General features: G+C 77.7%; 13 protein-coding genes, 1 pseudogene and 1 riboswitch. All 14 genes and pseudogenes read left to right on the top strand.

The window, feature by feature from the left end; all coding sequences use genetic code 11:
• Positions 1 to 76 precede the first annotated feature (76 nt).
• Positions 77 to 1,228 (top strand): sensor histidine kinase, encoded by a 1,152-nt coding sequence (locus AB0L34_RS20070; protein WP_363705834.1) that lies wholly within the window; start codon positions 77 to 79, stop codon positions 1,226 to 1,228.
• Entirely contained in the window at positions 1,221 to 1,877 is a 657-nt protein-coding gene (locus tag AB0L34_RS20065) for a response regulator transcription factor (RefSeq protein WP_363705833.1), read from the top strand. The genes AB0L34_RS20070 and AB0L34_RS20065 overlap by 8 nt, the downstream gene beginning before the upstream one ends.
• Before the next feature lie 107 nt (positions 1,878 to 1,984).
• Positions 1,985 to 2,114, top strand: a riboswitch (cobalamin riboswitch).
• Between the two features lie 366 nt (positions 2,115 to 2,480).
• Positions 2,481 to 6,149, top strand: a complete 3,669-nt coding sequence (cobN, locus tag AB0L34_RS20060) for a cobaltochelatase subunit CobN (protein ID WP_363705832.1) — start codon at positions 2,481 to 2,483, stop codon at positions 6,147 to 6,149.
• Between the two features lie 55 nt (positions 6,150 to 6,204).
• Positions 6,205 to 8,451 carry a VWA domain-containing protein gene (locus tag AB0L34_RS20055; protein WP_363705831.1) on the top strand — a complete coding sequence of 749 codons (2,247 nt, stop codon included), beginning with the start codon at positions 6,205 to 6,207 and terminating at the stop codon, positions 8,449 to 8,451.
• A complete protein-coding gene (cobO, locus tag AB0L34_RS20050; RefSeq protein WP_350707412.1) occupies positions 8,451 to 9,062 on the top strand; it encodes a cob(I)yrinic acid a,c-diamide adenosyltransferase in 612 nt (203 codons plus the stop codon). The genes AB0L34_RS20055 and cobO overlap by 1 nt, the downstream gene beginning before the upstream one ends.
• Positions 9,059 to 10,426 carry a cobyrinate a,c-diamide synthase gene (locus AB0L34_RS20045; RefSeq protein WP_363705830.1) on the top strand — a complete coding sequence of 456 codons (1,368 nt, stop codon included), beginning with the start codon at positions 9,059 to 9,061 and terminating at the stop codon, positions 10,424 to 10,426. Before cobO ends, AB0L34_RS20045 begins: the two co-directional genes overlap by 4 nt.
• On the top strand, positions 10,423 to 11,208 hold the full coding sequence (gene cobI, locus AB0L34_RS20040) for a precorrin-2 C(20)-methyltransferase (protein WP_363705829.1): 786 nt from the start codon (positions 10,423 to 10,425) through the stop codon (positions 11,206 to 11,208). Before AB0L34_RS20045 ends, cobI begins: the two co-directional genes overlap by 4 nt.
• The gene (gene cobM / locus AB0L34_RS20035) at positions 11,205 to 12,086 is read left to right on the top strand and encodes a precorrin-4 C(11)-methyltransferase (RefSeq protein ID WP_363705828.1); all 882 of its coding nucleotides are present in this window, start codon (positions 11,205 to 11,207) and stop codon (positions 12,084 to 12,086) included. Before cobI ends, cobM begins: the two co-directional genes overlap by 4 nt.
• On the top strand, positions 12,083 to 13,228 hold the full coding sequence (locus tag AB0L34_RS20030; RefSeq protein ID WP_363705827.1) for a cobalt-precorrin-5B (C(1))-methyltransferase: 1,146 nt from the start codon (positions 12,083 to 12,085) through the stop codon (positions 13,226 to 13,228). Before cobM ends, AB0L34_RS20030 begins: the two co-directional genes overlap by 4 nt.
• Positions 13,216 to 14,457: a precorrin-6y C5,15-methyltransferase (decarboxylating) subunit CbiE gene (gene cbiE, locus AB0L34_RS20025; RefSeq protein WP_363705826.1), complete on the top strand. Its 1,242-nt coding sequence runs from the start codon at positions 13,216 to 13,218 to the stop codon at positions 14,455 to 14,457. The genes AB0L34_RS20030 and cbiE overlap by 13 nt, the downstream gene beginning before the upstream one ends.
• A complete protein-coding gene (gene cobJ, locus AB0L34_RS20020) occupies positions 14,454 to 16,256 on the top strand; it encodes a precorrin-3B C(17)-methyltransferase (RefSeq protein WP_363705825.1) in 1,803 nt (600 codons plus the stop codon). Before cbiE ends, cobJ begins: the two co-directional genes overlap by 4 nt.
• A pseudogene (locus AB0L34_RS20015) lies at positions 16,244 to 16,414 on the top strand (4Fe-4S binding protein); the annotation flags it as partial. The gene cobJ and the pseudogene AB0L34_RS20015, both read left to right, overlap by 13 nt.
• Positions 16,415 to 16,437: 23 nt before the next feature.
• Positions 16,438 to 17,523, top strand: a complete 1,086-nt coding sequence (locus AB0L34_RS20010; protein ID WP_363705824.1) for a HoxN/HupN/NixA family nickel/cobalt transporter — start codon at positions 16,438 to 16,440, stop codon at positions 17,521 to 17,523.
• Positions 17,520 to 17,881 (top strand): precorrin-8X methylmutase (locus AB0L34_RS20005; RefSeq protein WP_363705823.1); only part of this gene is annotated, 362 nt, incomplete at its 3' end. The genes AB0L34_RS20010 and AB0L34_RS20005, both read left to right, overlap by 4 nt.

The following is a 17,881-nucleotide window of genomic DNA, read 5'->3' as shown; positions in this document are numbered from 1 at the left end:
CATCGGATCGTGGTCCGAACCCGGGATCGGACCGTGGTCCGACGCCCGCCGGCCGGCCGGTGGATACGGTGGTCCGGTGGTCACCTCGGGGCGGCTCGGGCTGCGGCAGTTGATGGCGTTCGACGCGCTGGTGGGCGTCGCCCTCGTGCTCCTCACGGTGTTCCGGACGCCCGGCGCCCCGGCGCTCGCCGGTGGCCTGGCGGTGCTGTTCGGGGCTCCGCTCGCCGTCCGCCGGCGCTGGCCGGCGCCGGTGCTCGCCGTCGTGGTGCTGGCGGGGGCGGTGGCGGTCGCCGTCGGGGCGGCCGGCGACGCGGTGGTGTTCGCGGTCGCGTTCGCGCTCTACCCGGTCGCGCTGGTCACCTCCACCCGGGACGGCGTGTCGGCGCTCGTCGTGGTGCTGGCCGCCCTCACGGGCGCGGGGCTGGCGGGCGGCACGGTCCCCGGGCTGCCGATCGTCCCGACCCGGGCGGGGGAGGAGTCGTTCGCCGCCACGCCGGTCCCGGTCCTGCTCTACGCCGCGACCGTCGTCGCCGCTTCGTGGGCGCTCGCCCGCGCGGTGCGCGCCCGTCGACGTCACGTCGCCCAACTCGCCGCGTCGCGTGCCGACCAGGCGGTGGCCGAGGAACGGCTGCGCATCGCCCGGGACATCCACGACGTGGTCGGGCACAGCCTCAGCCTGATCGCCATGAAGGCGGCCGTCGCCAACCACCTGGCGGACAGCCATCCCGAGCAGGGCCGGGCCGCCCTGGGCACGATCGAGCGGGTCAGCCGGAGCGCGCTCGACGACATCCGGGTCGTGCTCGGCGCGCTGCGCGACCCGGCCGACACCGCGCCGAGCTTCGCCGAACTCGACCCGCTGGTCGAGGCCGTCCGGTCCGCCGGTGTCACCGTCGACGTCGACCGGGCGGCCGACCTGACCCGGGTGCCCGCGGCCGTGCAGGTCTCGGCGTACCGCATCGTGCAGGAGGCACTCACCAACGTGCTGCGCCACGCCGGCCCGACCCGCTGCCGGCTCGCCGTGGCGGTCGAGCCCGGGGTGCTGGCCGTCGCCGTCGTCGACGACGGGGGGTCGGGGCGCGCCGTCGGGCCGCCCGGCCACGGGCTGCGGGGCATGCGCGAGCGTGCCGTGATGCACGGCGGCACCCTGGAGGCCGGCGTCGAGCCCGGCGGTGGCTTCGCCGTGCGCGCCCGGCTGCCGTTCACCCCGGCGGTGTCGGACGATGGGTGAGCCCGTACGCGTGCTCCTGGCCGACGACGACGTGCTGCTGCGCGGCACCCTCCGGCTGCTGGTCGACGCCACCCCGGGAATGACCGTGGTGGCCGAGGCGGGCACCGGGCGGGCGGCCGTCGAACTCGCCAGGACGCACGCGCCCGAGGTGGTGCTGATGGACGTCCGGATGCCCGAGATGGACGGCATCACCGCCACCGAGCAGGTCACCGCCGGCCGGGACGCGCCCCGGGTGCTCGTCCTCACCACCTTCGACCTCGACGACTACGTGTACCGGGCGCTGCGGGCCGGGGCGAGCGGCTTCCTGCTCAAGGACACGTCCCCCGTACGGCTGCTCGACGCGATCAGGGTGGTCGCCGCGGGCGAGGCGCTGCTGGCCCCCAGCGTCACCCGTCGGCTCATCGCCGAGTTCACCCGGATGCCGGCGGCCCGACGGGCGCCGGGACGGCTCGACGGGGTGACCCCGCGGGAGCGGGAGGTGTTGACGTTGATCACCCGTGGGATGTCCAACACCGAGATCGAGCAGCACCTGCACCTCAGCCGGGGCACCGTCAAGACGCACATCGGCCGGTTGATGACGAAGCTGGGCGTCCGCGACCGGGCGCAACTGGTGATCGCGGGCTACGAGTCGGGGCTCGCCGACCGGTGAGGTGACGTCGACCGTCGCGCACGCCGCGCCGGCCCGGTCGGCGTCCGATCCCGTCGCGTTGACCCGGGGACCGGGGGTGTGGCAGCATTCGCGGCCTGACGGCAGTGAAGGAAGCCGGTGCGATTCCGGCGCGGTCCCGCCACTGTCACCGGGGAGCGATCCCCCCTCGTGAGTCACGGCCGTGCGTGCGCGGTTGGAAGACCGGGGGTGAGCGTCGATCCGGGAGCCAGGATACTTCGGCCGTCGGGAGTGACCCCAGGGCGTGGACACCCGAGGAGGACCCGATGACGCACCGCGTCTCCGCCATCGACGATCATCGTCGCATCGTGCCCGGCCGTGCCAGCGTGCCGGCGAGCAGCCGCGTTTCCGCAGCCCCGTCCGGCCGCCGCGCCGCGCGTCCGGCCGGCCGTGCTGTGCCCGCCCCCGGCCGCCCCGCAGCGGTCGGACACGTCGCCCGTCCCTGACGCCCGCACCGCGCCGCCCGACCCCGCCGGCCCGCCGGTGAGCTGCTTCCCGGCCCGCCGTACCCGCTGAACCGCGCCCATCCCTCGTACCGCCCGATCGTCCTCGCGTCGATCCGGGCGTCACTCTCCGGAGCCGTCCGTGCGCATCCTGCTGCTGTCCACCGCCGACACCGACCTGCTCGCCGCCCGCGCCAGCGGCGCCGACTACCGCCTCGCCAACCCCGCCCGGGTCGCCGCCGACGCCGTGCCCGCGCTGCTCGACGGCGTGGACCTCGCGGTCGTACGCCTGCTCGGCGGCCGGCAGGCGTGGCCGGACGGGCTCGCCACGGTGCTGGCCTCCGGCGTGCCCACGGTCGTGCTCAGCGGCGAGTCCGCGCCGGACGCGGACCTGATGGCGGCCTCCACCGTCCCCGCCGGGGTGGCCACCCAGGCGTTGGCCTACCTGGTCGAGGGCGGCCCCGGGAACCTCGCCCAGCTCGCCCGGTTCCTCTCCGACACGGTGCTGCTCACCGGCGAGGGGTTCGCCCCGCCCGCGCCCACCCCGACGTACGGCGTCCACGGTGACCGTCCCGTGCGGCCCGACCGGCCGACCGTCGGGATCGTCTTCTACCGGGCGCACGCCCTCGCCGGCAACACCGGCTTCGTCGACGCCCTCGCCGACGCCGTCGACGCGGCCGGCGGCAACCCCCTGCCGATCTTCTGCGGCTCGCTGCGCGGCCTCACCGCCGGCGCGGGACCGCTCGGGCTCTTCGGCCGCTGCGACGCCCTGCTGGTCACCGTGCTCGCCGCCGGCGGCACGGTCGCCGCCGACGCCTCCGGCGGGGGCGACGAGGACGCCTGGGACGTGGGCGCGCTCGCCGCCCTCGACGTGCCGGTGATCCAGGCGCTCTGCCTCACCAGCACCCGCGAGCAGTGGGCCGGCAGCGACGCCGGACTGTCCCCGCTGGACGCCGCGATGCAGGTGGCCATCCCCGAGTTCGACGGCCGGATCGTCACCGTGCCGTTCTCGTTCAAGCGGATCGACGCCGACGGGCTCTCCAGCTACGTCGCCGACCCGGAGCGGGCCGCCCGGGTGGCCGGCATCGCCGTGCGGCACGCCCGCCTGCGGCACGTGCCCAACGCCGACAAGCGGCTCGCGGTCGTGCTCAGCTCCTACCCGACGAAGCACTCCCGGGTCGGCAACGCCGTCGGCCTGGACACCCCGGCCTCGGCGGTCCGGCTGCTCGCCGCCCTCGCCGAGGCCGGCTACCACCTCGGCGACGCCCCGGTGCCCGACGACGGGGACGCGCTCATCCACGCCCTCATCGCCGCCGGGGGACACGACGTCGAGTGGCTCACCCCGGAACAGCTCGCCGCCGCCGAGGCGCGGGTGCCCGGGGCGACGTACCGGCGCTGGTTCGACCAGGCACCGGCGGAACTGCGGGAGCGGATGCTCGCCCACTGGGGGGAGCCGCCCGGCGGGCTCTACACCGACGGCGGGGACATCGTGCTGGCCGGGCTGCGCTTCGGCAACGTGGTGCTGCTGATCCAGCCGCCGCGCGGCTTCGGCGAGAACCCGATCGCCATCTACCACGACCCGGACCTGCCGCCCAGCCACCACTACCTGGCCGCGTACCGCTGGCTGGCCGCGCCCGCCACCGACGGCGGCTTCGGCGCGGACGCGGTGGTGCACCTGGGCAAGCACGGCACCCTGGAGTGGCTGCCCGGCAAGGGTCTCGGGCTGGCCGCCGACTGCGCCCCCGACGCCGTCCTTGGCGACCTGCCGCTGGTCTACCCGTTCATCGTCAACGACCCCGGCGAGGGCACCCAGGCCAAGCGCCGCGCGCACGCCGTCGTCGTCGACCACCTGGTGCCGCCGATGGCCCGCGCCGAGACGTACGGCGACCTGGCGAAGCTGGAGCAGCTCCTCGACGAGTACGCCACCGTGCAGGCGCTCGACCCCGCCAAGGTGCCCACCGTGCAGGCGCAGATCTGGGCCCTGGTGCGCGCCGCGGAGCTGCACCACGACCTGCACGCCGAGGACATGCCGGCCGCCGAGGACTTCGACGACTTCGTGCTGCACCTCGACGGGTACCTCTGCGAGGTCAAGGACGTGCAGATCCGCGACGGCCTGCACATCCTCGCCGCCGCGCCCACCGGCGAGCCCCGGGTCAACCTCGTCCTCGCCGTGCTGCGCGCGCCCCAGGTCTGGGGCGGCGCCCGCGCCCTGCCCGGCCTGCGCCAGGCCCTCGCCGCCGCGTACGGGCTCGACGAGCAGGCGCTGCTCGCCGCGCCGGGCCAGCGGCTGGCGCTGCCCGAGGCGCTGACCGACACCGTCGACGGGCCGGCCGGCACCGCCGCCGACGCCGTCGACCTGATCGAGGCCCTCGCGCGCCGGCTGGTCGTCGGCATGGAGACCCTCGGCTGGGACGCCGACAAGGTCGACGCCGTGGTCGAGGAGGTCACCGGCCGGGCCGTCCCGGACGCCGCCGCCGTGCTCCGCTTCGCCGCCACCGAGCTGGTGCCCCGGCTGGACCGCACGACCGACGAGATCGACCGGGTGGTGGGCGCGCTCGACGGGCGGTTCGTGCCGCCCGGCCCGTCCGGCTCGCCCACCCGGGGCCTGGTCAACGTGCTCCCCACCGGCCGGAACTTCTACTCCGTCGACCCCAAGGCGATCCCCAGCCGCAACGCCTGGGACGTCGGGGTGGCCCTGGCCGACTCGCTGCTCGCCCGGCACCTCGCCGACACCGGCGAGTACCCGCGCTCCGTCGGCCTGACCGTCTGGGGCACCAGCGCCATGCGCACCCAGGGCGACGACGTCGCCGAGGTGCTCGCGCTGCTCGGCTGCCGCCCCACCTGGGACGACCGCTCCCGCCGGGTCACCGGCGTCGAGGTGGTGCCGCCGGCCGAGCTGGGCCGCCCCCGCGTCGACGTCACCGTGCGGATCTCCGGCTTCTTCCGGGACGCCTTCCCGCACGTGGTCGCGCTCATCGACGACGCGGTGCGGCTGGTCGCCGCCCTGGACGAACCCGCCGAGCAGAACTTCGTCCGCGCGCACGTCGCCGCCGACCTCGCCGAGCACGGCGACGAGCGGCGGGCCACCGCCCGCGTCTTCGGCTCCAAGCCGGGCGCGTACGGGGCCGGGCTGCTGCCGCTGATCGACTCCCGTAACTGGCGCAGCGACGCCGACCTCGCCGAGGTGTACGCCGTCTGGGGCGGCTACGCCTACGGCCGGGGGCTGGACGGGCGGGAGGCGCGCGCCGACATGGAACGCTCCTTCGCCCGGATCGCGGTGGCGGTGAAGAACCAGGACACCCGCGAGCACGACATCGTCGACTCCGACGACTACTTCCAGTACCACGGCGGGATGGTGGCGATGGTCCGTCACCTCACCGGCGCCGCCCCGGCCGCGTACGTGGGCGACTCGGCGATGCCGCACGACGTGCGTACCCGCACCCTCGGCGAGGAGACCCGGCGGGTGTTCCGGGCCCGGGTGGTCAACCCGAAGTGGATCGCCGCGATGCGCCGGCACGGCTACAAGGGCGCGTTCGAGCTGGCCGCGACCGTGGACTACCTGTTCGGCTACGACGCCACCGCCGGCGTCGTCGACGACTGGATGTACGAGCACCTGGCCGCCGCGTACGTCTTCGACGAGACCACCCGGGAGTTCCTGGAGCAGTCGAACCCGTGGGCGCTGCGCGGCATCACCGAGCGGCTCCTCGAGGCGGCCGACCGGGGCCTGTGGGCCGCGCCCGAGCCGACCACCCTGGACCGGCTCCGCGAGACGTACCTGGCCAGCGAGGGCGACCTGGAGGAACGGCAGTGAGCGCGAGGAGTGAGCCGGTCCTGCGAGCCCCGCAGTCGCGAACGGAGGCGACTCAGTGAGCGCGAGGAGTGAGCCGGTCCTGCGAGCCCCGCAGCCGCGAACGGAAGGCGGCGCAGTGACCACCTACCCGTTCAGCGCGGTGCTGGGCATGGACGACATGCGGCTCGCCCTGCTGCTCAACGCGGTCTCCCCGGCGATCGGCGGGGTGCTCGTCCGCGGCGAGAAGGGCACCGCCAAGTCGACGGCCGTACGGGCCCTGGCCGCGCTGCTGCCGCCCGTGGACCGGGTGGCCGGCTGCCGCTTCGCCTGCGACCCCGCCGCCCCCGACCCGTCCTGCCCGGACGGCCCGCACCCCGACGGGCCGGCCGCCGAGCGGCGTCCCGCCCGGCTGGTGGAGCTGCCGGTCGGCGCGGCCGAGGACCGGGTGGTCGGCTCGCTCGACCTGGAGAAGGCGCTCGGCGAGGGCGTCCGCGCCTTCGAGCCGGGCCTGCTCGCCGCCGCCCACCGCGGCGTGCTCTACGTCGACGAGGTCAACCTGCTCCACGACCACCTGGTGGACCTGCTCCTCGACGCCGCGGCGATGGGCCGTTGCCACGTGGAGCGGGAGGGCGTCTCGGTCAGCCACGCGTCCCGGTTCCTGCTGGTCGGCACGATGAACCCGGAGGAGGGGGAGCTGCGCCCGCAGCTGCTGGACCGGTTCGGGCTGACCGTGGAGGTCGGGGCCAGCCGCGACCCGGCCGTACGCGTCGAGGTGGTCCGCCGCCGGCTCGCCGCCGACGCCGACCCGGCCGGCTTCGCCGCCCGCTGGGCCGACGCCGACGCGCAGGTCGCCCGCCGGGTCGCCGCCGCCCGGCAGCGGCTGGAGCGGGTGCTGCTGCCCGACGCCGCGCTGCGCCGGATCGCCGAGGTGTGCGCGGCGTTCGACGTGGACGGCATGCGCGCCGACATCGTCACCGCCCGCACCGCGCTGGCGCACGCCGCCTGGCACGGCCGGGACGTGGTCACGGTGGAGGACGTCCGGGTCGCCGCCCGGCTGGCGCTGCCGCACCGCCGCCGCCGCGACCCGTTCGACACGCCCGGACTGGACGAGAAGCGCCTCGACGAGGCCCTGGACCGGGCCGGCGACGACGATCCCGACGACCCGGGCGGCCCCGGCGGTCCCGGCGACGGCCCGTCCGGCGGACCCGACGGTCCCGGCCCGCACGGCGGCCCGGGCGGCGCCGGCGGCACCCCGGACGACGGCGGGCCCGGCGGGACCCCGCCGGCCGGTCGCGACGAGCCGGGCCCCGGGCGCGGCGACGCCGCCGACGGGGACGGCGGCGACGGCCCGGTGCCCGACAGCGGCGACCCGGCGCAGGGCCGGTACGACGACGACCCGCCCGGCCCGGCCGACGGGGCCCCGGTCGACGGCGGCGGTCCCGGGCCGACCGGCTCGGCGGACGGCCGGCCCGGCGCCGGCGGGCAGGCGGTGGCCGTACCCCGGCAGGGGCTCAAGGCGCGGCTGCTCACCGCGCCCGGGATCGGCGACGGGGTGCCCGGCCGCCGCTCCCGCGCCCGCACCGGGCGGGCCCGCACCACCGGCGCGCGGGTGCCGGCCGGCCGGGCCGGGGCGCTGCACCTGCCGGCGACCCTGCGGGCCGCCGCCCCGCACCAGGGCGCCCGGGGGCGCGTCGCCGGGCCGCTGCGGCTGCGCCCCGACGACGTCCGCGAGGCCGTCCGCGAGGGACGCGAGGGCAACCTGGTGCTCTTCGTGGTCGACGCCAGCGGCTCGATGGGCGCCCGGGCGCGGATGGCCGCCGTCAAGGGCGCCGTGCTCGCCCTGCTCACCGACGCCTACCAGCGCCGGGACAAGGTCGCGGTGGTCGCCTTCCGGGGAGCCGCCGCGCAGACCCTGCTGCCGGCCACCTCCTCGGTGCTCGCGGCCTCGACGCGGCTGGCCGAGCTGCCCACCGGCGGGCGTACGCCGCTGGCCGAGGGGCTGCTCGCCGCCGCCGACCTGCTGCGGGTGGAGCGGCTGCGCGATCCGCGCCGCCGCCCCCTGGTGCTGGTCGTCACCGACGGCCGCGCCACCGCCGGGGAGCGCCCGCTCGACCGGTCGGCCCGCGCGGCGGCCGTGCTCGCCGCCACCGGCGCCCCCTGCGTCGTCGTGGACTGCGAGAGCGGCCCCGTCCGCCTCGGCCTGGCCCGCCGCCTCGCCGCCCAACTCGGCGCCGACCACCACCGGCTCGAGGAGGTCGCCACCGCCCCCCTCACCGACCTCGCCGCCGCCACCGCCGTGGCGCAGAACAGGAGTGTTGCCTGATGCCGCAGGGGAAGCCGTCCCACGTGCCCGCCGACGGGTTGACCACGCGGCAGCGGCGCAACCGGCCGCTGCTGCTGGTCCACACCGGACAGATGAAGGGCAAGTCGACCGCCGCGTTCGGGCTGGCGCTGCGCGCCTGGACCGCCGGGCTGCCGATCGGGGTGTTCCAGTTCGTCAAGAGCGCCAAGTGGCGGGTGGGCGAGGAGAACGCCTTCCGCGCCCTCGGCGAGGTGCACGAGCGCACCGGGCAGGGCGCCCCGGTGGCCTGGCACAAGATGGGCGAGGGCTGGTCCTGGATCCAGCGCGGCGGCGAGGCCGACCACGCCGCCGACGCCCTGGAGGGCTGGCGGCAGATCCAGCGCGACCTGGCCGCCGAGCGCTACGGCCTGTACGTGCTCGACGAGTTCACCTACCCGATGAAATGGGGCTGGGTGGACGTCGACGAGGTGGTCGACACCCTCGTGAACCGCCCCGGGTTCCAACACGTCGTCGTCACCGGCCGCGACGCCGACCCGCGCCTGGTCGACGCCGCCGACCTGGTCGCCGAGCTGACGAAGGTCAAGCACCCGATGGACGCCGGCCAGAAGGGCCAGAAGGGCATCGAGTGGTGACGGTCGAGCCGGGGGCGCCGTGGGCGCTGCCCCGGGTGGTGGTCGCCGCACCCGCCAGCGGGCACGGCAAGACCACCGTCGCCACCGGGCTGCTCGCCGCGCTGCGCCGCCGTGGCCTGGCCGTCAGCCCGCACAAGGTCGGCCCGGACTACATCGACCCCGGCTACCACGCGCTCGCCGCCGGTCGCCCCGGCCGCAACCTCGACCCGTGGCTGGTCGGCGAGGAGCGGATCGCGCCGCTGCTGCGGCACGGCGCCGCCACCCCGACGCCCGCCGACATCGCCGTGGTCGAGGGGGTGATGGGACTGCACGACGGCGCGGTCGGCCGCCGCGGGTACGCCTCCACCGCGCACGTCGCCCGGCTCGTCGACGCGCCGGTGCTGCTGGTGCTGGACACCACCGCGCAGGGCCGATCCGCCGCCGCGCTCGCCCTGGGCATGGCCGCGTTCGACCCCGGCGTGCGGATCGGCGGGGTGATCCTCAACCGGGTCGGCTCTCCCCGGCACGAGTCCCTGCTGCGCGACGCCCTCGCCGAGGTGGACGTGCCGGTGCTCGGGGCGGTCAGCCGCGCCGCCGAGGTCGCCGCCCCGGCGCGTCACCTCGGGCTGGTGCCCGTCGCCGAGCGGGCGCCGGAGTCGATGGCCATCGTGGCCGCCCTCGCCGACCTCGTGGCGTCCACCGTGGACCTCGACGCGGTGCTCGACCTGGCCCGCACCGCCGGGCCGCTGACCGCGCCCGCCTGGGACCCGGCCGCCGCCGGCGGCGGCCCCGCCGGCGGCGAGCGCCCGGTGGTCGCGGTCGCCGGTGGGCCGGCCTTCACCTTCTCCTACGCCGAGACCGCCGAGCTGCTCGCCGCCGCCGGCGCCGCCGTCGTCCCCTTCGACCCGCTGCGCGACGCCGGCCTGCCCGCCGGCACCCGCGCGGTGGTCGTCGGCGGCGGCTTCCCCGAGGCGTACGCGCCGCAGCTCGCCGACAACGCCACCCTCCGCGCCGAGCTAGCCGCCTTCGACGGACCGGTCGTCGCCGAGTGCGCCGGGCTGCTCTACCTCGGCCGGTCCCTCGACGGCGTGCCCATGTGCGGCCGGCTCGACCTCACCGCCCGGATGACCGACCGGCTCACCCTCGGCTACCGGGACGCCGTCGCCGTCACCGGCTCCCCGCTGCACCGCCCCGGCGACCCGGTACGCGGCCACGAGTTCCACCGCACCGCCACCGACCCGGGGCACGGCGACCGGCCGGCGTGGCGCTGGGACGGCGCCGACCACGGCTTCGTCGCCGGTCGGGTGCACGCCTCCTACCTGCACACCCACTGGGCCGGGCACCCGCACGCCGCCCGCCGCCTGGTCGAGGCGGCGAGCCGGTGAGCGCGCGCGGCGGGACGCCGGGCGGGAACGCCCCCACCGCCACGCTGACCGGGGTGGGGGTCGGTCCCGGCGACCCGGAACTGCTCACCCTCCGGGCGGTCCGGGTGCTGGCCGAGGCCGACCACGTGTTCGTACCGGTGCTGGACCGCCTCGCCGCGGACGGCGACGCGCCGCCCGGGCGGGCCGAGACCACCGTGGCCGCGCACGTCGCGCCGGACCGGCTGCGCCGGCTGCCGTTCGCCCTCGACGACCGGGGCGGGGTGACCGCGCGCCGGGAACGGGCGTGGGACGAGGCCGCGCGGGCCGTGGTGGACGCGGTCGACGGCGGCGCCCGCGCCATCGCCTTCGCCACCATCGGCGACCCGAACGTCTACTCCACCTTCGGCTACCTGGCGCAGACCGTCCGCGCCCGCCGCCCGGCGGTCGAGGTGCGCACGGTCCCCGGGATCACCGCCATGCAGGACCTGGCGGCGCGCAGCGGCGTCCCGCTCTGCGAGGGGCGGGAGCCGCTGACCCTGCTGCCGGCCACCGCCGGGCTGGCGCTCTTCGCCGACGCGCTCGCCGGCCCCGGCACCGTCGTGGCCTACAAGGGCTGGCGGCGGCACGCCGAGCTGGTCGCCGAGCTGCGCCGGCAGGGCCGCCTCGGCGACGCCGTGCTGGGCCGGGGCCTCGGGCTGCCCGACGAGCGGATCGGCCCCGTCGCCGACGCCGCCGACGACCTGCCGTACCTGTCGACGCTGCTGGTCCCCGCCCGCCGGGACCGTAGGGGAGGAAAACTGTGACCACCGCGCCGATCGCGGACCGCGCCGACGACGGCGGGCCGACCAGCACGGGCAAGGTGTGGTTCGTCGGGGCCGGCCCCGGCGCGGCCGACCTGCTGACCCTGCGCGCCGCCCGGGTGATCGGCGCGGCCGACGTGGTGGTCTGGGCGGCCAGCCTGGTCCACGCCGACGTGCTCGCCCACGCCCGCCCCGACGCGGAGATCGTCGACTCGTCGCGGCTGCCGATCGAGGGGGTGCTGCCGCTCTACCGGCGGGCCGCCGCCGAAGGGCTGACCGTGGCGCGGATCCACTCCGGCGACCCGGCGCTGTGGGGCGCGGTGCAGGAGCAGCTCGACCTGTGCCGGGCGCTCGGGCTGGCCGTCGAGATCGTCCCGGGCGTCTCGTCGTTCACCGCCGTCGCGGCGATCGTCGGCCGGGAGCTCACCATCCCCGAGGTCGCCCAGTCGGTGATCCTGACGCGGCTGGAGGGCGGCAAGACCCCGATGCCGCCGGGCGAGCGGGTCCGCGAGTTCGCCCGGCACGGCACCACCATGGCGCTGTTCCTCTCCGCCGCCCGCTCCGGGCAGGCGCAGGCCGAGCTGCTGGCCGGCGGCTACCCGCCCGACACCCCGGTCGTGGTGGCGTACCAGGCGACCTGGCCGGACGAGCTGGTGGTGCGGTGCGCGCTCGGCGACCTGGAGGCCACGGTCAAGGAGCACAAGCTCTGGAAGCACACCCTCTTCCTGGTCGGCCCGGCGCTCGCCGCCGCCGGCACCCGCTCGCACCTCTACCACCCCGGGCACTTCCACACCTTCCGGCGGGCCGAGCCGGCCGCCCGCGCCGACCTGCGCCGCGCCCGGGCCACCGGCGGGACGGCGGGGGACGGGCACGCCGGATGACGTACGCCGAGCCGCCGCTGCGCGAGCCGGACCTGCCGCGTACGGCGAAGGTCCGGCCCACCGCGCTGCGCACGGGCTGGACCACCGGCGCCTGCGCGACGGCGGCGGCGAAGGCGGCGGTGACCGCCCTGGTCACCGGCGTGCCGCAGCGGGAGGTGGAGATCGGGCTGCCCGCCGGCCGCCGGGTCCGCTTCCCGGTGGCCCGCTGCGAGGTCCACGCCGGCACGTCGGCGGAGGCCGTGGTGGTCAAGGACGCCGGCGACGACCCCGACGTCACGCACGGCGCCGAGCTGACCGTCACCGTCTGCTGGCGGGACGTGCCCGGGCTGCGGCTCGACGGCGGGCCGGGCGTCGGCACGGTCACGAGGCCGGGACTCGGGCTGCCCGTCGGCGGGCCGGCGATCAACGAGACCCCGCGCCGGATGATCGGCCAGGCCGTCGCCGAGGTGGTCGACCTGGCCGAGGTGGGCGTCCGGGTGGTGGTCAGCGTGCCGCGCGGCGAGATCATGGCCCGCAAGACCACCAACCGGCGGCTCGGCATCCTCGGCGGCATCTCCATCCTCGGCACCACCGGCATCGTGCGGCCGTTCTCCACCGCCTCCTGGCGGGCCAGCGTGGTGCAGGCGGTGCACGTGATGGCTGCCCAGGGGGAGCGGACGGTGGTGCTGTGCACCGGCGGGCGTACCGAGCGGGCCGCCCGCGCGCTGCTGCCGGAACTGCCCGAGGTGTGCTTCGTCGAGGTCGGCGACTTCACCGGCGCGGCCGTCACCGCCGCCGTCGGCGACCGGATGACCGGGGTGGTCTTCGTCGGGATGGCCGGCAAGCTGGCGAAGCTCGCCGCCGGCATCCTGATGACCCACTACACCCGGTCCAAGGTGGACCTGTCCCTGCTCGGCGACGTCACCGCCGAGGCGGGCGGCGACCCCGACCTGGTGGCGGCGGTCGCCGCGGCGAACACCGGGCGGCACGCGTACGAGCTGTGGGAGGCCGCCGGGTTGCTCGGCGCCGCCGGTGACCTGCTCTGCCGGCGGGTACGCCAGGTGCTGCTCCGGTTCGCCGGGAACGCGGTCACCGTCGACGTGGCGATGGTGGACTTCGCGGGCGACCGGGTCGTCGCCTCGTCGGGCCGGTGGGCGGCGTGACCGGAAGCCCGCCCGCCGGGGGCACCGGGCCGGCCGTGACCGTCGTGGGGATCGACGCCGGAGGGGGGCCGCCGCACCCCGCCGCCGCGCCCGCGCTCGCCGGGGCCCGGCTGGTGGTGGGCGCGGCCCGGCACCTGGCCGCCGTACGCCTGCCGGCCGGCGCCGACACCGTCGCCCTCGGGCCGCTCGCGCCGGCGCTGGACCGGCTGGCCGCCGCCGTCGCCGCCGGAACGGACGCGGTCGTGCTGGCCAGCGGGGATCCCGGGCTGTTCGGCGTCGTCCGGCGGCTGCGGGCGGCCGGGCTGCCGCTGCGGGTGCTCCCGGCCGTGTCCAGCGTGGCCGCCGCGTTCGCCCGCGCCGGGCTGCCCTGGGACGGCGCGGCCGTGGTCACCGCCCACGGCCGGGATCCGCGACCTGCGCTGAACGCCTGCCGGGCGCTGCCCGCCGTCGCGGTGCTCACCGCCCCCGGCGCCGGGGCCGCCGAGCTGGGCGCCGGTCTGGTCGGCTGGGCCCGCCGGCTGGTCGTCGCCGAGCACCTCGGCACCGACGCCGAGCGGCTCACCGAGACCACCCCCGAGGCGGCCGCCGCCCGCGTCTGGGCCGACCCGCACGTGCTGCTCAGCCTCGCCGGGGAGCCCGGGGCCGCCGGGATGCGGGCGGACAACCAGCCGGCCGCCGCGCCGGCCGGCGGGTGGGCGCTGCCCGAGTCCGCCTACGCGCACCGCGACTCGATGATCACCAAGTCGGAGGTACGCGCCCTCGCCGTGGCCCGGCTGCGCCCCCGCCTCGGTCGGCTGGTCTGGGACGTCGGCGCGGGCAGCGGCTCGGTCGGCATCGAGTGCGCCCTGCTCGGCGCGGCCGTGGTCGCCGTCGACCGCGACCCGGCGGCGCCGGTGCGCGCCAACGCCGCCCGGCACGGCGTCGACGTCAAGGTGGTGGTCGGCGCCGCCCCCGGGGCGCTGCACGGGCTGCCCGACCCGGACGCCGTCTTCGTCGGGGGTGGCGGCACCGACGTGCTGGCCGCCGTGGCGCACCGCCGGCCGGACCGGGTGGTGGTGACCCTCGCCGCCGTCGACCGGGTCGCCCCGGCGGTCGGGCTGCTGCGCGCCGGCGGCTACGCCGTGGAGGGCGTCCAGCTCTCCGCCGCCCGCCTCGCCGACCTGCCCGGCGGATCCATTCGACTCGCGGCCACCAACCCGGTGGTCGTCCTCACCGGGGAGCGCCCGTGAACCACCCGCCCACCACCACGGACCAGCCGGCCCGGATCGGCCTGGTCGCCGCCACCGCCGCCGGGCGGCGGCACGCCCGCACCCTCGCCGACGCCTGGCCGCAGGCCCGCCTGGTCACGGCGGACACCGTCGCGGACGCGCTGCGCGCCGCCTGGGCCGAGTGCGACGCGGTGGTGGCGTTTCTGGCCACCGGGGCGGTGGTGCGCATCCTCGCGCCGCTGCTCGGCGACAAGCACACCGACCCGGCCGTGGTGGTGGTCGACGAGGCGGCCCGGCACGCGGTCGCGTTGCTCGGCGGGCACGCCGGGGGCGCCAACGACCTCGCCGGGCGGGTCGGCGCGGTGCTCGACGCGCGGCCGGTGGTCACCACCGCCAGCGACGCCGTCGGCCTGCCCGGGCTGGACACGCTCGGCTGGCCCGTCGAGGGCGCCGTCGCCGCCGTCGGCCGCGCCATCCTCGACGGCGAGCGGGTCACCCTCGTCGCCGACGCCGCCTGGCCGCTGCCCGCCCTGCCCGACAACGTGCGCCCCGCCCCGACGCCGGTCGCACCCGCCGACCCGGCCCCGCCGGCCGCCCCGCCCGGGCCCGGTGCCCCGGCCGGCCAGGCCGGGCCCGGGGAGGCGGCCGGCGGCGGGTACCGGCTGCTGGTCACCGACCGGGTGGTGCCGCTCGACGACCGTACGGCCGTGCTGCGGCCCCCGTCGCTGGTCGCCGGGGTGGGGGCCAGCCGGGGCGTGCCCGCCGCCGAGGTGCGCGGGCTGCTGGACCGGGTGCTCGCCGAGGCCGGCCTCAGCCCGGCCAGCCTGCGGCACCTGGCCAGCGCCGACATCAAGGCGGACGAGGCGGGCATCCGGGCGACCGCCGACGCGCTCGGCGTACCCCTGGTGACGCATCCGGCGGCGGAGCTGGCGGCGGTCGACGTGCCGCACCCCAGCGAGGTGGTCCGCGCCGCCGTCGGCACCCCCAGCGTCGCCGAGGCGGCGGCGCTGCTCGGCGGTGACGCCGCGCTGCTGGTGCCGAAGACCGCGACGGCGATGGCCACCGTGGCGGTCGCCCGGCACGCCCCGCGCGGCCGGCTGGCGATCGTCGGCCTCGGGCCCGGCGCGCCCGACCTGCGCACCGCCCGCGCGGTGGCCGAGCTGCGCCGCGCCGCCGTGGTCGTCGGCCTCGACCAGTACGTCGACCAGGTCCGCGACCTGCTCCGCCCCGGCACCCGGGTGCTCGCCAGCGGCCTGGGCGCCGAGGAGGAACGGGCCCGTGCCGCCGTCGCCGAGGCCGTGGCCGGTCACGCCGTCGCGCTGGTCGGCTCCGGCGACGCCGGCGTGTACGCGATGGCCAGCCCCGCCCTGGAGTACGCCGACGAGCGGATCGACGTGGTCGGGGTGCCCGGGGTGACGGCCGCCCTCGCCGCCGGCGCCCTGCTCGGCGCGCCGCTCGGCCACGACCACGCCTACCTGAGCCTGTCCGACCTGCACACCCCGTGGGAGGTCATCGCGCGCCGGGTGGCCGCCGCGGCCGAGGGCGACTTCGTGGCGCTGCTCTACAACCCGCGCAGCCGCGCCCGCGACTGGCAGCTCGGCGCGGCGCTGGAGGTCTTCGCCGCGCACCGGCCGCCGGACACCCCGGTCGGGGTGGTGCGCAACGCCAGCCGACCCGACGAGCGGGTGCACCTGGCCACCCTGGCCGACCTCGACCCGGCGCTGGTCGACATGTACAGCGTCGTGGTGGTGGGCAGCAGCCAGACCCGGGTGGTCGCCGGCCGGATGGTCACCCCTCGGGGGTACCGGTGGCGGCGGTGACCATCGGCGCCTGCCAGGGCTGCGGCGCCTGCCTGCTCACCTGCCCGACGCACGCCATCCGACCGGTGCCCGGCGGCCTCGCCGTCCGCGCGGACCGCTGCACCGGCTGCCTGGAGTGCCTGGAGATCTGCCCGGTGGACGCCATCCGCGCCACCGGCACCGACGAACGTGGAGGAAGCCGATGAGTTCGACCGCGGTCAGCGCCGCACCCCCGGCCGGCCGGTGGAGCCGCGCCGAGCGGGTACGCCTCGGCGGCATCGTGCTCGCCGTCGCCGTGCTGCACGTCGCCGGCTGGAGTCTCTACCTGTACTGGAACAACCAGCCCGCCGCGGCCGGCGGCCTCGCCGGGGCCGGCACGCTGGCGTACCTGCTCGGGGTGCGGCACGCCTTCGACGCCGACCACATCGCGGCGATCGACGACACCACCCGGCTGATGCTGCTGCGCGGTCGGCGCCCGGTCGGTGTCGGCTTCTTCTTCGCCCTCGGGCACAGCGGGGTGGTGCTGCTGCTGGCGCTGGTCGTCGGCCTCGCCTCGGCCAACCTCGCCGGCCCCGGGCTGGCCGAGGCCCGCGAGGTGGGCGCGACCGTCGCGATCCTCACCGCCACGCTGTTCCTCGCCCTGGTCGCGGTGCTCAACGCGGCGGTGCTGGCCGGCCTGACGCGGCTGTGGCGGCGGCTGCGCCACGGCGACCTGGACGAGCGCGAGCTGGACCTGCACCTGCTCAACCGGGGGCTGGTGCAGCGGGTGCTCGGCTCCCGGGCCCGCGCGCTGGTGCGTTCCTCCTGGCACATGGCGCCGGTCGGGTTCCTCTTCGGTCTCGGCCTGGAGACGGCCAGCGAGGTGACCCTGCTCGCCCTGTCGGCGAGCACCGCCGCCGCCGGCGGGCTGCCCGTGCTCGCCCTGCTCACCCTGCCGCTGCTCTTCGCCGCCGGGATGTCCGCCATGGACACCGCCGACAGCCTGCTGATGAGCCGCGCCTACTCGTGGGCGTACCGGCACCCGGCCCGGCGCCTCTACTACAACCTGGCCACCACGGCGGTGACCGTGCTGGTCGGCGGCCTGGTCGCCAGCGTCTACGCCGCCGGCCTGCTGGTCGACCACCTCGGGCTGTCGGCGCTGTCCTGGTACGCGGGGATCGCCGACCACTTCGAGCAGCTCGGGTACGCCGTCGTGGCGCTCTTCGTGTTCGCCTGGGCCGGCGCGGTGGCGCTGTGGAAGCTGCGCCGCTACGACGAGCGCTACGGTGCCGGGGCGGTGCGGCCGTGAGCCGGGTCGTGCACCCCATCGAGCGCGAGTCGTACCGGATCCTGCGCTCCCGGGTGGACCTCGCGCACCTGCCGCCGCTGACCCGGGCCGTCACCGAGCGGGTGGTGCACGCCAGCGCCGACCTCGACTACGTCACCGACCTGGTCTGCGACGAGGCGGCCCTGGCCGGCGGGCTGGCCGCCCTGCGGGCGGGCGCGCCGGTGGTCACCGACGTGGCGATGGTGGCCGCCGGCATCACCGGTCGGCAGACGGTCTGCCCGGTCGCCGAGCCGGGGGCCGGCCCCCCGGGCCCCCCCGGCGGGGGCCCCCCCGCGGGGGGGGGGGGGCGGGGGGGGGCGGGGGGGGGGGGGCCCGGCGC

Source organism: Micromonospora sp. NPDC052213 (genome assembly GCF_040679695.1).
Taxonomy (GTDB): Bacteria; Actinomycetota; Actinomycetes; order Mycobacteriales; family Micromonosporaceae; genus Micromonospora.
Note: the sequence above shows the minus strand (reverse complement) of the source record. Positions and strands in the feature narration are given on the sequence as shown.